This window comes from Haloimpatiens massiliensis (assembly GCF_900184255.1).
Classification (GTDB): Bacteria; Bacillota; Clostridia; order Clostridiales; family Clostridiaceae; genus Haloimpatiens; species Haloimpatiens massiliensis.
Map to the genome: position 1 here is coordinate 288,132 of NZ_LT854639.1, position 15,808 is coordinate 303,939.

A 15,808-nucleotide genomic window follows, 5' to 3' on the forward strand; every position below is an offset into this window, starting at 1 on the left:
CCAAAATTATCTTCCAAATAATCTATTAAAAATCCCCATTTTTCTCTTTTCATTTTCTATTAATACAATAATTACGGATATATTATCTCTTTCTTCTCTGGACTTTACTGTATGAATCATATCCAAAGCTAATTTTTGAACCTCTATATCATAATTTTTGCCCCCATAGTCCTTATATAAATAATCCTTATCTACATAATCTTTGCCTTGGTAGTGCCCACCTTGGTATTTCTTACTTTCGTAATGCCCACCTTTGTAATTCCTGCCCTTATAGTGCTTTCCTTTAAATTTGTTATTTCTATAATCCCATTGTCCATAGTCCTTACCCTTTAAGAGCTTATTAACATTTTCTATCATTTCTTCTTCCTGAAATTTATTATAAAAGCCATCGCTACACAATATAAAAGCATTGGTATCCCCTATTGATCCCATTTTTTTATAAACTACTATATTCTCTTTGGCACCTACGCATTGTAAAAGTACATTCTTCATTTTACTTCTTTTAGCCTCTTCTACTGTCATCTCTTTGTTTTTAACCTTCATAGCCACATAGGAATCATCCTCTGTTTCTTGTACTATCCTCCTATTTATTTTATAAATTCTTGAATCTCCTACATTGGCAATATAATATTTTCCTTCATATATAAACAACACTGTTATAGTTGTTCCCATTTTAATATTATTTTCCTTAGAATATTTGTATATTGATTTATTGGCAAGTAAAATAGTCTCTTCCAATGAATTCAATATTGCTTCATGACCAGCTTTAATCACTCCGCTAAACTTTTGTTCCCACCATTCCTTAAATAATCTAACTGCTGTAATACTAGCTATTTCTCCTTTGGATAAGCCTCCTAACCCATCACAAACAATAAATAATCCAAACTCTTCCTCCCTATGCTCACCAATTTCAACTAACACGTTATCTTCGTTAATTTTTTTTATATTGCCTATATCACTAGCAATTCCTACATGAAATTTTAAATTTTTCATTTTTAAACTCCTCAGTAGATTTACTATCATCTTTTATATCTATATAAATTACACTTTTATACAAAGTAGCCATTTACATTTTATCATCTTAAATACTTTATTTCAATTATCTTCAAATATATTTCAAAATTTTCAAATATGTATTGATATTATGTAATTTTAACTATAAAATATAATATATTTATATTATGTATAATAATGGAGGTAAACATGAATAGAAAAAAGCTAAAAGCTATTATAGCTTTAACATTGAGCCTGTGTTATTCCAATGTAACATTTGCTAAACCTGTTAAAGCTTTTTCAAATGTCATTTATAAGGCACATTCTCCTAGAGATATGTATGAAAACTTTATTAAAGACAAACTTAACTTACAAACTATTGACTTTACTGCTGCTGAGAATAGCTCAACTAATCTAGATGCAGCCAGTGCTCTTATGCAAAATAATAAGGAAAATATTAAATTATTTCTTGGGGAAAATGAGAAAGGTATCTTTGTAAGCCCTACTATAAATTCTGACAAACAAGAATTCTCAATACCCACAAAATCCTTTTTCAAGGAAAAGTCACTGGTTATTGCTCCTGCTGAAAATATAGAAACTTTAAACTTATTTTTAAGTACTGGACAATCTGTAAACTACTCAAATTTAAACAAAAACTCTTTTTATAAATTATTAAATTTAGATTCTAATACTCAGCTTAATTATGCTTTAATAAAATACAAAAATGATACAAATATATATAAGCAAGTGTTTTCCTTTATAAAGGACGAGAAAGAACCTTCCATTACTGATATAAAAAAAGAGTACAGAGTAGAAAATTCCAAGCCAATAGTTCGTATTTCTTGGAAAGAATCAGATACTAATTTATTTGATGAAATCAGTTATAAAAAAGTTTATTTTAACAATGATCTACTAGATGTTACAAAATCTAATTTAAAAAATTCGTATTATTGTGATATTCCAATACAAAATTTACCATCCAAAAATATCTTTCATATACTAACTTGTGATTCAACTTATCAAACAGGGGATATGCAAGGTGAATTTTTAGCATTGCCTCACATGGACTACAGTGATAAAACCTTAATTAAGGATGATATTATAGATGGAAAATATACAATTAAATTTCCTTTTAACTCTAATGTAAAAAACGTTGCCGTTAAGTGTAACGAAGATAATTTCACTTTAGACAGTAATAATACCACAGCCAATATCTTAATACCTGAGGCTGGAACTTATGAAGTAACTTTTAAAGTAACATTAATTTCTAATGAAAGTTACACTTTTACTAAAAACTATATTTATGATGATAAACCATTGACTTTGGATAATACAACATATAAATCAAAAATATATAAAACCTTTGACCACACTGTAGACACTGATTCTATTATTAATAAAAAAATAAAGAATGGGGATACAATTTATTATGATGGAACAACCATTGACAAAGGAAAAAATGTATTTCCTATAAATGTTTCTGGAAATAAGGATTTAAAAGACTTATCTATAACAGTTAATGATCAGTCTGTTTTAGATAAGTCTACAAATTTTACTCAAGACTTAGCTTTAAATGCTGGCAGTAATTTAATTTTTATAACAGCTAGGGATAAATCTGGCTATACTGCAAAACTATATTTCACTGTAGAGGTTGCGACAGAAAATTATAATTTTAATATAGATGCTGATCGGGGCAGTGTGAACAAATTAGATGAATCTAACTATGAAATTAATTCTAATAAAAAATTAAATTTAAAAGCAAAGTTAACTGATTATCCTGAGGATTTAGTTAAAGAAAATCTCTATATAGAAGCTTTAGATAATAATAAAAAAGCTTTGCAATTAGATTACAGCATTGACCAAAATGAACTTATTATAAATGATGTATCATCCAATTGTTCTAGTATTTCAATTAAATACTTAGATAAATTCAATAGAGTTATAAATTCAAATATATCAATAAATATAGACGTTGTTAATCCTATTATAAACTCTGAAATTTCCAGTACTGAATTTTTAAATCTTTCTGGACTTGATAAATTAAAAATAGATGTTTGGGATGATAGTTTATTTATACCTAGAAGAATTAATTTAACCTCTGACTTTTCTAGTAACGTGAAAAACAGCTTCTGCTATGAAATATTAGACAAAAATTCTAATGCTGTGGCTTTAACTTTGCCTAGGGATGCAGTTAAAATAAATATACTATCTAGAAAGCTATCCATTGATTTTAGCAGCTCTGTAAAGGCTTTAAATCTTCCTGATGGAGAATACACTTTAAAATGCAAGTATATTGATAACGTATATAATTCCTCCGATGAATATTTAAGAAAAATAGTAGTAGACAATACTACACCTGTTATAAAATCTGATTTTTCTACTACTTTGTTTAAAGATTCAATATCAATTAAAAAGGATGGAAGTTCATTATTATTCAATGATAAAAAAGTAATTTCAGTTGAAGACAATAACTTCCATAGTTTAGACTACAGGATATATAAAATGGATGACAATTCAAAACTAGAAATTTCTGACTCCACACTTAACACCAGTGGAGATTATGTAATTTCTGTTTACTGTAGAGATAAAGCTGGAAATGAATGTACATTAAATGAAGCTAAATTTTCACTGGACTGTGATGCTCCATCAATTGATGCTTCTGAAAATGACTCTAATGCCTTTAATCATAGATATTATTATAAAAATGGTGTTTTTACATTGAAATTTGATGATAATTATATGGATTTTAGTAAATCAATATATTCAAGTATAGATACAGATAAAACTAATTCCATTTATGTATCACTAACGGACACTGAAAACCCCCATATTAATTTATTTGATTCTGATAAATCCATTGAAGCTGACCCTAAACAATTAAAATTTAACATTGATGAGTTAAACCTTAAAGATGATGAATACAAACTTTGTGTTAAGGTAATTGATAAAGTTGGCCACATTACAATTAAAGATTATACCCTTGTAGTAGATAAAACCCAACCTAAAATTACAACAAATGAGCAGGACTTCAAAGATAAAGCTAGCATTGGAAATCTAAATTATTATTTATTTGATAAAGCAGTTACTATAAATACAACTACTTCTAAACCACTAAATCCTAATAAGAAAAATACCTATAACATTTCAATTGACGAAAAAAACTTTAAAAAAGGTAATATTACCATATGTAAGCTAAAGCCAAATTCAGAATCAGAAGAAGTCGAAAACATCAATTTAGATGCTATATCTGTTAATAGCTACTCTAAAACTCTTACAGAGGGAATGTATACTATTAACTATCACTTTGAAGACCTGGTTGGAAATAAAACAGAACAATCAATAACCTTAGCTGTAGTATCTACTCCAAAAATAAATTTTGGTTATTTAGATAAGGACGGTACTTTTATATATTTGAAAGATGTGAAATACACTAAAAATGATTTTTCTCCTGTTATTAAGGTGGAAGGCTTATTAAATGGTAATTTAAAGAAGTGTAATATAACTAGAACCCACTTAGATGATTCTAATAATATACAAACAGAAGAATTTAATGAAAGTGATTTTACTGTCACTAACCATGTTAATGAATATGGTGAGTGTTACTACAAATTAGGCAGTAATGTGGATAACGCATTTAAATTTATAACTCTTGATGATGGAGAAATAAATTATAACTTTACTTTTTCCAGTTTCTTTGGTGAAGATGTAATTTTACACAATAAAATATTCTTAGAAAAAAATTTACCAGCTGTCAGTGCAACCTTAAATGACTTGCCTACAGAAAATCAAGTTAACTATATTAACACTACTCCTGAATTTAAAATTAATGTGAGCAAAAATTATTCCTCATTAAAGGAGAATACTCCATCATTTATTATGAAAAAATTAAATGCTGACAACAGTGAGATTGACGTTTCCGATAAATTTGAAATTATAAAATCTAATAGTACTGATTATTGTTCTGAATTTGAAATTAAGTTAAAACCCGGCACTATGTTTAATGAAAATGGCGTTTATATGGTTTCTTACAAAGTAAATACCAATGCCCAAAATAGTATAAATAAAAGTTTTAATTTTTCATACGATACAAATTCGCCATCTTACAGCATTAAAGCTGTAAATAACGGTACTGAAACTAATTTCAATATGGATTCTGTGGGTAACTGCTTCAATAAAGATTCAAATACCTCTTTAAAGATAGAATTTAATGATAACTCATTTAAATTTAATCAATCATTAGCTGACGTTAGCAAACTTACAAATAGTATTATTGTGAAAAAATCTGATTCAAATAAAACTATTTTTGAAAGCGGCAACTTTAATTCAAATAGTAGGATTATAAATTCTAATATATTTACTGAGGGCTGTTACCAGATTATTATTAAATCTACTGATGCTGCAAACAACATTTTTACTAAAAATATAAAATACTATTTAGATCATACAAAACCTAGTATAGAATTTAAAAATTCACCTATTTTAACCAAAGAAACAACTCATTACTTCAAAGATAATTTTAAACCAAATTTTGTTATAACGGATGCCACCCCTCTAGATACTATAACTATTAATTATAGTGTAAATGGAATACATTATAGCTCTTCTGCTGATAAATTTAATGAGAATTTATTAGATACATTAAACTCTTTAAAGAAAAATATTTCTAATAAAAATCAATGCAAATTTCACTTGATTATTAATGGTACTGATAAAGCTGGAAATACAATTTTTGAAAATAATGAAGAATTTAAATGCAAATTAGTTTTAGATTCAACTGCACCTAAAACCACTGTATCTGTTAATGGCACTGATATTACCAGCAATAAACACAAAATTTTTGATGCCATACCAAATAATATTAAACTTATAGTAAATGATAGCAATTTAAACATTGATGATATAAAAAATGATTTTAAAGTAAGATACCTTGAAACTATTTCAAATGACCCACAAAAGGATGTACTTTCCTCCCCTGCTATGGACATAAAATTTCATTACGATGATATCATGAAAGGGTATGTGGCTGATATTCCTTACTCTGGCAATGGATATTACTATATAGAAACTTCCGCAAAAGATTATAGTGAAAACGCTGAAGGATTAGTACGCACATTTTTCACTATAGATACTACTAATGTGAATGTAAATCTTGAAAGTAATGATGGTTCTTTCAATTTAAATAAAAAGTACTATAATAATTCCATGAATTTTTCACTAAATGTAGCTGGTCACTACTCTGGTTTTGAAAAATGCCAATATAGCTTAATTAGAGATGGAGTTGATGTAACAAAAGATTTCTTAACTGCAAGCTTTAGTGGTGTAAATAAAGGAGGATATATATCTTTTAGCTTACCTAAAAACAAAACTTTAGAAGGAAATTACACATTTAAATACTCCATAATTGGTAAGGTTGGTGGAAAAAAAGAGAATGTTGTGAATTTTATTGTAGACAAAACAGCTCCTAGCTTATCCCATTTTAATTTAAACATGGGGGATGGTAAAGTTGTAAATAATATATTCTACACCAATGCACCTAGCGCAAATATTAAGTTCAATGCCTATGACAAATACACTGAAGTTGGTGATTTAATAAAAACCGTTTCTATAAATGGTTCAAATTACAAACTAAGTGATACATCTGTTCCAAATAACTATATTTCTGCAGATGGAAAATACACTGTATCCTTTAGTTTAACTGACAATGCTGGAAATACATCTTCCTATAGTTATAGTATTGTAATTGATAGAGTTTCTCCAAAACTTAAGGTTGATGGTTTTAATGGAACTACCTCTCCAGAAGATCAAGAATTTTATATTAACAGAAACATCACTCCACAAATTTCTGTAACTGACACCAATGGTGAAGATGTATCCGCTAGAAATATAACTTTAGATAATTCAACCTATAGTAGTTCAACAATTTCAAGTAACGGCAAGCATACTTATAAGGTTAGAGTTAAAGATTATGCGGGAAATTTCTCTGAATTTGAAAAGACCTTCATTTTAGATACGGTGTTCCCTGTTATATCAACCAGTGACGTTATAAATAATAAATACTATAACAAAAATGTTTTACCTAAATTCACTGTTGATGACCCAAATGCTAAATTATATGCTTATTTAAATGGTTCTAGCTATAATGGTGCATATATTAAAAATGATGGTATCTATGAATTAGTTATTAAAGCTACTGATAGAGCTTTAAATACAACTGAAATTAAAATACCATTTACTATAGATAAAATAGCTCCTATTATTTCAATAAAAGGCGTTTTAGAAAATCAAGTTAATGGCGGTTCTGTTACACCATTAATCACAGCCAATGAGGCACAAGCGTTGATTACTTCTTTATTAAATGGAGAAGAATATTTAGGCTTTACTATAACAGATAGCGGTAAATATACTCTAATAGTCCGTGCTATTGATTTAGCCGGCAATGCTGCCCAAAAAGTTATTAGCTTTATTGTAGACTCCACGTTACCACAAATAACTGTGAAAGGTTTAGAAAATGGTAAAGTATATACTGGACCAATAACCCCTAAAATTTTTGCTTCTAAAAATGCTAAGCTAAAAATATTCTTAAATGGCAAGCCTTATGATGGAAGTAAAATTTCAGAGGTTGGAGAGTATGAACTTAAAATAATTGCCACCGATAAAGTTTCTAATACGAGTGAAGCAATTTATAAATTCTCAATAACCAATGATGCTGCCCAAGTAAGTTCATCCAGTGTGGGCAAAACTAGTACTAAAGCAAATTTAAAAAATAAATCTAAAAATAATAAAGCTAACAATAATTTCTTTAGTAAAAACGTATTACCTATAACTGCTACAGCTATTGTAGGAGTTATTATAGCCATCCTAGCCTCTATAAATATTAAAAAAAAGAAAAAAGAAAATAAAAAACCTGAACAATAAAAAATACTAAAAAACACAATATAAGACCACATGGAGCAAAGTGTATTTCACTTTACTCCATGTGGTCTCTTGTTTCTATTACACTATTAGTCCATGTGTGGTACTCACTAATAATATCCGTAGTGATAACCTCTAGAATTTTTTTCTTTAAATTTATTTAAAACTACACCTAAAATATTTGCATTTACTTTTTTCAGTGATTCTTTTGCCTTTATGGCCATAGCTTTTTCTGTCTCTCCAGAGGCAACTACTAAAATCACTCCATCAGTTATAGTTGATAGTATCTGTGCGTCAGTAACTGCCATTACTGGTGGACTATCAATTATCACCATATCAAATTGCTGAGAAACTCTCTGTAAAAAATCCCTTAATTTATTTGAAGAAAGCATTTCTGATGGGTTTGGAGGTATAATCCCTGCTGTCATTATAAATAATTTATTTCTATAAATTTTAATAGCTTGTTCAAAGTTAACTTCCCCTAAAAGGAAATTGGTTATACCTACCTGATTGGATATATTAAATTTTTTATGCAAACTAGGTCTTCTCAAATCACAATCTAGTAAAAGTACTGACTTTCCTGTTTCTGATATAGAAAGAGCTAAATTAGCTGCAGTGGTAGATTTCCCCTCTTTTGGTCCTGAACTTGTCACCAGAAGCCTTCTCACTTCTTTATCGAAAGATGCATACTGTATATTAGTTCTTAAAGTTCTAAAAGCTTCTGCTGGTACTGATTTAGGCTTTTTTTCTATAATAAGCATATATCTTTCCCCCTAACCCTTATTTGTATTTTGTTACTATGCCCCCATAAAATTTATTGAAAATACTTGTCTAAAGTGTAATGTTATGTATCCATTTATTTTATTTATCTTATTGTAATATATTTCCTATATTTTTTAAATTTAAATTCAAATTTATCATAATATTAAATAGCACTATTTTATAATACTTAAATATTTAAAGTTTTTTGGATAATATAAATACAATAATGTATAATAGTTTAAACCATGTACCGAACCTTTATCAGTTCATTACTAATAGTACAATATATACTTTCATTTGTAAACAGCATGGTTTTATGTAATATTATGTTAATATTTTTTATTTTTAAATTAAATTTTATAATAATAGTTTTATTTTCATTAACTTTCCTATGGCTTTTTATATTTATACATATTTCTTAATGTATATTTAAAATCTACTATACTCTACATGCTTTATCATAAACACTATATTAATTTTCGACATAGATTTCTTATGACTCTTACCCTTTTTTAATTAAATATTTTTTTACCTATATATAAAGTTGTGCTAAGTGAGTTCACACACATACTTAACTTCATTTTCATAACAAACCTAAAAACGTAAAAAAGACCACATAGAAAAGTAGAATATACTTTAATCTATGTGGTCTTTTTATACCATTTTATCCAAACCCTCTAACTTATTTCATATAACAGTTACTCTAGTGTTTCTAATTATATGTGTAGATTCTTTAATAATGTAGTTAAATTTAATATTAAATCTTGTAAATTCTTTCTTACAAAGGATCCCAATATAATTAATATTATAAATACTACTATAGTACTTATGATTGGAGCTACATAAACTGCTACATCTCCACTTTGTAGTAAGTAGTTTCTAATAAGTAAAGTTAAAATTGATATAGTAATTGCTATTCCTACTATTAGTACAAAAATGCCAATAGTATTATTAATATACGAAACTAGAACTGATAATATTTCCATAAAAATAAATGGAAATACAGATATTATACTTATTTTATAAATATTAAAACTATCTACTTTCTCCTTATTAATTAAATTATAAATTAAGAACAAACTTATAAATAATATTATAATAGCTGTAATAATTAATATGCAATTTTGAAAAAATATTTTACCGTAAGGCACATCCATTACATTTTTTATACTCATTATATGCTGCTGTAATTCTCTCATTTCATCAGGAGACATTTCAGGCATATTTTTGCCAAACAAAATGCTTGTAGATCTAATTTTATCTATAATTGTATAAATTAAACCGCTCAATTGTGACACTATCTGGTTGGATTTCCATATACCTAAAAGACCCTGTAGAACTATAGCTACAATAGTAACTATCATTGCTGAATCCTTTTGGCCTTCATCTATAAATTTACAAGCAGTAGTAAACGGTCTTGAAATCAATTTAGCCACATAATCCAACGCTCCATATTTGAGAAATTTAGGAGAAGTATTTACATTATCCTCATTTACTCTTTTCCCACATGCAGTACAAAACACATCATCTTCATTTAAGTTATTCCCACAGTATTTACATACATTCATAAGTTGGCCTCCTCTATTATGTATTTATATTCATGTTTATTATATTATTTTGCACTTCTTATGTTCTTTAAGATTTCAATGTTGCTTTTCTCAAAATCATTGAAATCACTTTCTTTAACATCACTTTTTACTCCCACATACCAAGTTTTATTTGAAAAATAATTTACCCATTCCTCATCACTAAATTTATAACCATGTTTAGCATAAATCTCATTTATTAATAATTGAATTTGATGTTTATTTAGCTTTGAAAAGTCTCCCTCAGCTAAATAGGTTTCGCTTAAAGCAGAACAAATATATTCATTATCTCTACACTTAAAATTGTATAAATTTGAAGACGCATTTGAAGATTCCTCTGTTAGTACACTTTCTTCATTCTTTTCTTCTTTTGCAACTTTACTATCTTTACTCTTCATAGTTTTATCATCTTTACTCTTATCACTCTTTGCAGAATCATCATTTTTACTTTCTACTTTATTACTAGTCTTATCCTCATGTTGAGTTATACTTTCAGTAGGTTTAGAATCATTAGGCTTGTTTGGCTTAGAAAAATATATGTATGATCCAGCAAAAACTGCTATAGCCGCTAAAATTGTTCCAATTATTATAAAAATATTATTTTTTCTACGACTAGATCTAATATTTTCTTCCTCTAAATCATCATTTTTCTGTGGCGATACAACCTTTGTTTGCTCCTTATAATCATTTCTTTCCCCAGAGGCAATATTGACTGGTGACATATTTACTTGAGTTACATCCCCTGATTCTTCTATAAAACCACCTTTATTATTCTTACTTTGCTTGTTTTGTGAAACACTAAAGCTTTGTCCACATTTTCTACAAAACTTACATCCATCTTTATTTTCACTTCCACACTTAGGGCAAAACACCTCGTAACACTCCTCTTCTATTTTATTCAATTTAATATGACAGTAACCTACTTTTTTTAATTTTACCAAGTAATATTATAGCATATTTTGTACAAAAATGTATGTAAAGTTGCATATTCCTACAAGTTACAGCTATATTTCTCTAGTTTCTATTAAGAATTGTTTTTTTTATTCGAAGTATTTAATACAACATAAAATAGGGGTGATATTATGGATAATAGTATTTTACTAGAATCTGGTACTGGTGAATTAGAAATACTAGAGTTTATCATAAATGATAAGCACTATGCTATAAATATCATAAAGGTTAGGGAAGTAATAGACATAGATAATTTAACAAAACTTCCTCAATCACATGAAGCTATAGCTGGATTAATACTATATAGAGAGGAAATATTAACTTTAGTAGATTTAAAATATATTGTGGACGGTAGGAAACAGGAATTTAATAAATCTAAAGTAATAATATGTGAATTTAATAAAATAAAAGTGGCTTTTAATCTAGACAGAATTGTAGGAATTCATAGAATCAAATGGGAACAAATAGTGAGACCAGATGATTTATCATCTAATTCATTAGTTACAGGAAATATAATATTCGAAGATAAAATAATACTTCTTTTAGATTTCGAAAAAATAGTTACTGACATAAATCCTAGCACAGGCATAAGTGCAGAAAAATTAGTTGATGTAAACTATAAAGATATGTCACATGTTAAAGTAGCATTAGCTGATGACTCTCCATTAATAAGAAAATTATTACATGACACATTAACCAAGGCAGGGTTCACAAATTTAAAATTCTTCAATAACGGAAAAGAAACTTACGATTATCTAATGGAACTTTCAGATAAAAAGAAAGATAAATTTATAGAAGATGTGCAGATACTTATAACAGATATTGAGATGCCCCAAATGGATGGTCATACACTTACTAGAAAAATTAAAGAAGATCCTATTTTAAGAGAGCTTCCAGTTGTAATATTCTCCTCTTTGATTACAGATAATTTAAAACACAAAGGAGAATCTGTAGGTGCTAATGCTCAATTAAGTAAACCTGAAATTGGTGACTTAATAGATGTAGTAATGAAACTTATGCAATAAAATGAACTTTCCCTCCACTTGCTTACACTGAAGTGGGGGCTTCTTAGTTAAAATATAAAAGGCCACATAGCTAAAGTATATTTTACTTTAACTATATGGCTTTCACTTTTACTTTTCAGCGCCAAGTGATTTTTTTTCAGTTACTAATTTATTATTAAATTTACTATTCCTTTTTTTAGAAACAAATGTATCATTAAAGAAATTACTTTTTTGTCCAAATCCATCTTCTACTTTTTCTAATCCATCGTTTTCAATCAGTGTGTTCTTATTAGAAAATAAATTAGTTCCAAGTCCTAACTTATCTCCTTTAATTTCTACACCCATACTTGATAAAATAGTTGGAAACATATCAAAATTAGAAAACTTCCTATTTTTCACTCTATCCGTTGTAACAGCTGAATTAAGTAATAAATTAAAAACTGTTCTATGATATGATTTATCAAAATCCTTAAAAAACTTCTTATCCATACTTAAATGATCTCCAGTAACTACAATAGTAGTATCTTTATAAAATGGCTGCTTTTGAATCCATTTTATAAATTTAACTGCTTCTTTTGTGGAATAAGCAATAGCATTTGCATATTGTGAATCATATTTTTTAGCTGCATTTTTAGATAAATATCCATCTGGGAAATGAGTGTCCGCTGTTTCCATAGTAAAGTTAAATGGCTTTCCTGTATTAGATAAGCGTGTTATTTCGTCTTTGGCATATTTATATAATTTGTCGTCTTCAAATCCCCACCATACTTTATAATCCTCTGGTATAAGTTTCTTCTTTTTTGCTGCTTTATAATCAAAAATATTAAAATTACCATGAGTAGTAAAGTAAGTAGTCAATCCACCAAAATCCGCATCTGCACCAAACATTATTGTTTGCTCATAACCTTGCGCATCTAAAATATCTCCAATACCCACAGCACCTGGTAAAAAAGTCCCTGATTTACCATAAGCGTTTCTTTGCATAGGAATTTTAAGTGGAAGTCCCATATCCATATTTATCATAGATGCAACTGACCAGCTAGAACCATAAGTTTGATATGGACCACCAAATTTATCAGAATGAGAAAAGTGAATTCCTTCTTTTGATAGTTCCGTTAGCTCCGGCATCAAATTTTCCTCCATATATCCGCCTAACTCCTTAGAAAGATATGAGTTTTCTATAGATTCTAAGTATATATGTATTAAGTTTCTCTTTTTAGCTGGAAAAGCCATAGGAACTGAACGCGGGTCTGAATAATTATCTTTAATGTAATTTGAATCAGAAACATATGCCTTATACACTTCCTGTAAGCGTAATTTTTTTACACTATATGATGCTCCTCCAACAAAAGAAACAATTGAAATTACAAAGGATATAATTTTTACTCCTTTACGACTTAATATTTTTCTATGGGTTTCCCCTTTCCTCAATAAAATCTCATAATGACCACCTATAAATATTGAAAATACAACTATACAAATTATACTACAAAGTACTGGTGACATGATTATTTCTTTAATCATGTTAGAGCTCGTCCCTTTAATTGGTGAATTAAAATTAAACAAAAACTGTTCTGGAGTTATTTCACCGAAGAAATTAATAAACCATGTTGAAAAGAATATGCACAGCATACCTATTGCAAAAAATAAAACTAATAGTACTTTATTAAGCACACTTTTCCAATTACTTCTACATTTCCATGGTACAAAAACAATTTTTGAGCTTCTAATACCTTTTATTAACAAGTATACTATTCCACATAACAATGTAAATGCTATATATTTAATAGAAAATGCACCTGTATATGTAGAAGATTTAAGTACATAGGATTTTCTAAGTAAAAATTTTAATATGCTTAATGATATTACATTAAATATCACAACACATGTTAATATCTTCTTTACAACAGATAAAACACCCGTATTCTTTTCAAAGAAAAAATAATCCATAAGACCTATTAAAATTCCTGTAATTAAATAACTTAATGTCTGCATAATTCCTCCTGAAAAATTTTAATTATATTTTTTAATAAAAATCCCCTATTTTAAATATATGCTGCAGTTCCCCATACTACTCACTTTTAAAATTTTATCATAAAATCTATAATGAAAAAGTAACAAACAAATAACATCATGTAGGAAAAGCTCAAATAAGTTGCTAGAACTGCCAATATTTATTACAAATTTAAACTAAATATACTACATCTTTACAAAATATATTTTTTGTAATACAATATAAAATATGGTAGTTAACTAATTGCAATATTGTCATTAGCTATTTTATTATCCATAAACTAAAAATTTAAAATATATGATTAGCAACCACGAAGGTTGATACTGTAATCGTAATTACAGCTTTCAATTTTTGTGGTTTTTTATTTTCATTAAATTTTATAAGAAAGAAGGAGAAACAAAATGAAAAAATTTAAATTAAGTGCTAGTATTACTTTTTTGATTTTAATTTGTTTTAGCATGACTGTACTAGCAGGAGTTCCTAATGGCATGGAAGTTATGTCCAGTAGAACTCAAGGAGAAAAACTAGTTCTAGAGGCTAGATATATGTTCGGTGGCACCGCAGAGATAAAAGATGTAGATGCCAATAACTATATGGATATTATCATAAAGGATGGAAACTACCTACTTGGTGAAGTAATGGAAAGCAAAGGTTACTTCAAATATGTTAGGGAACATGGAGAATTTATTCAGTTATCTACTCTAAATATAGCGGGAATCTCTCTTTCCAATGTAAATATATTTGATGCAAACTGCAATAGAGATATTTGCAACGCCTTTATAAAATTAGCCAACAAAAAACACCTTAATGAAGTTACCTTAAACTCTTTAAAAGGTAAATTTTTTAGAGGAAGCCTTAATGGTATTACTTATACCATCAGCTTTAAAGAAGATGACATTGCCACAACACCAATTGACATATTAAGAAAAACCATTAAATATGCCCAAACATTAAATTCAAAAGATTACTCATCAGAAGCCTATAAAGGCATTGAAAACGCTATCGTTGAAGGGGAAGCTGTAGCCAATAAAATAAACTCATCAGCAAATGATATAGAAAAAGCAATACACAATATTTGGGATGCCATAGAAAAAGCAAACTCATCTAAAGATAAAACTGAAGAATTAAAATCTATCTTATCAAAATTACCAGAAACAGAAGAAGCCGCAAGCAAAATGATTAGAAGCCAATTGCAACCTTTACTAGAAAACTATGAAACAAAAGTGAAGGAATCAGCAGTACCAACCAAAGAAATAAGAGAATTACCTAATTATAGTAGATTGGCAATCGCCAAGAGAAGAATGGCAGACATTGCTCATGGTAAAAAAGTCTATACAGGTAAAGTACATTTTACTTTACTTGTGTAGACTTTTGTTTGTTACATTTCTATCCAGATAGCAAATATCTATATTTGTTTTTTCTTAAAATTAAAATAATTTCATCTATATATTAGTTACCTATAAAGAAATATTCTTTTTCTTCGAAATATTTATTATACATTATTGCAATATATGCATAATATCCTGTTAATTTTCGGAAAATTCCAATAATTAAGTTTCTACTTATTATTAACATTTAATTAAATA

The 15,808-nt window shown here is 27.9% G+C and carries 8 protein-coding genes; 3 read left to right on the plus strand and 5 right to left on the minus strand.

Annotated elements, in window-relative coordinates; all coding sequences use genetic code 11:
• Positions 1-6: 6 nt before the first annotated feature.
• Positions 7-993, minus strand: coding sequence for a PP2C family protein-serine/threonine phosphatase (locus C1715_RS06735; protein ID WP_051931676.1), 987 nt, complete (start codon positions 991-993; stop codon positions 7-9).
• Between the two features lie 210 nt (positions 994-1,203).
• Here C1715_RS06735 and C1715_RS06740 point away from each other — a divergent pair, with 210 nt between their 5' ends.
• Positions 1,204-7,908, plus strand: coding sequence for an Ig-like domain repeat protein (locus C1715_RS06740; RefSeq protein WP_102399805.1), 6,705 nt, complete (start codon positions 1,204-1,206; stop codon positions 7,906-7,908).
• 107 nt (positions 7,909-8,015) lie between these two features.
• Here C1715_RS06740 and C1715_RS06745 read toward each other — a convergent pair whose 3' ends face one another.
• The 3 genes from C1715_RS06745 to C1715_RS06755 form a co-directional block, all read right to left on the minus strand.
• A complete protein-coding gene (locus C1715_RS06745) occupies positions 8,016-8,666 on the minus strand; it encodes a CpsD/CapB family tyrosine-protein kinase (RefSeq protein ID WP_102399806.1) in 651 nt (216 codons plus the stop codon).
• A 717-nt stretch (positions 8,667-9,383) separates the two neighbouring features.
• Positions 9,384-10,235 carry a zinc ribbon domain-containing protein gene (locus C1715_RS06750; RefSeq protein WP_102399807.1) on the minus strand — a complete coding sequence of 284 codons (852 nt, stop codon included), beginning with the start codon at positions 10,233-10,235 and terminating at the stop codon, positions 9,384-9,386.
• 44 nt (positions 10,236-10,279) lie between these two features.
• On the minus strand, positions 10,280-11,125 hold the full coding sequence (locus C1715_RS06755) for a YARHG domain-containing protein (protein WP_102399808.1): 846 nt from the start codon (positions 11,123-11,125) through the stop codon (positions 10,280-10,282).
• A gap of 210 nt (positions 11,126-11,335) precedes the next feature.
• On the opposite strand from C1715_RS06755, the gene C1715_RS06760 reads away from it, so the two are divergent.
• Complete coding sequence (locus C1715_RS06760; RefSeq protein ID WP_102399809.1) at positions 11,336-12,229, plus strand: chemotaxis protein; 894 nt, start codon at positions 11,336-11,338, stop codon at positions 12,227-12,229.
• A gap of 108 nt (positions 12,230-12,337) precedes the next feature.
• On the opposite strand, the gene C1715_RS06765 is transcribed toward C1715_RS06760, so the two are convergent.
• On the minus strand, positions 12,338-14,203 hold the full coding sequence (locus C1715_RS06765; RefSeq protein ID WP_102399810.1) for an LTA synthase family protein: 1,866 nt from the start codon (positions 14,201-14,203) through the stop codon (positions 12,338-12,340).
• A 420-nt stretch (positions 14,204-14,623) separates the two neighbouring features.
• Between C1715_RS06765 and C1715_RS06770 the strand changes: the two genes are divergently transcribed.
• Positions 14,624-15,589, plus strand: coding sequence for a hypothetical protein (locus C1715_RS06770; RefSeq protein WP_102399811.1), 966 nt, complete (start codon positions 14,624-14,626; stop codon positions 15,587-15,589).
• The last annotated feature ends 219 nt before the right edge of the window (positions 15,590-15,808 follow it).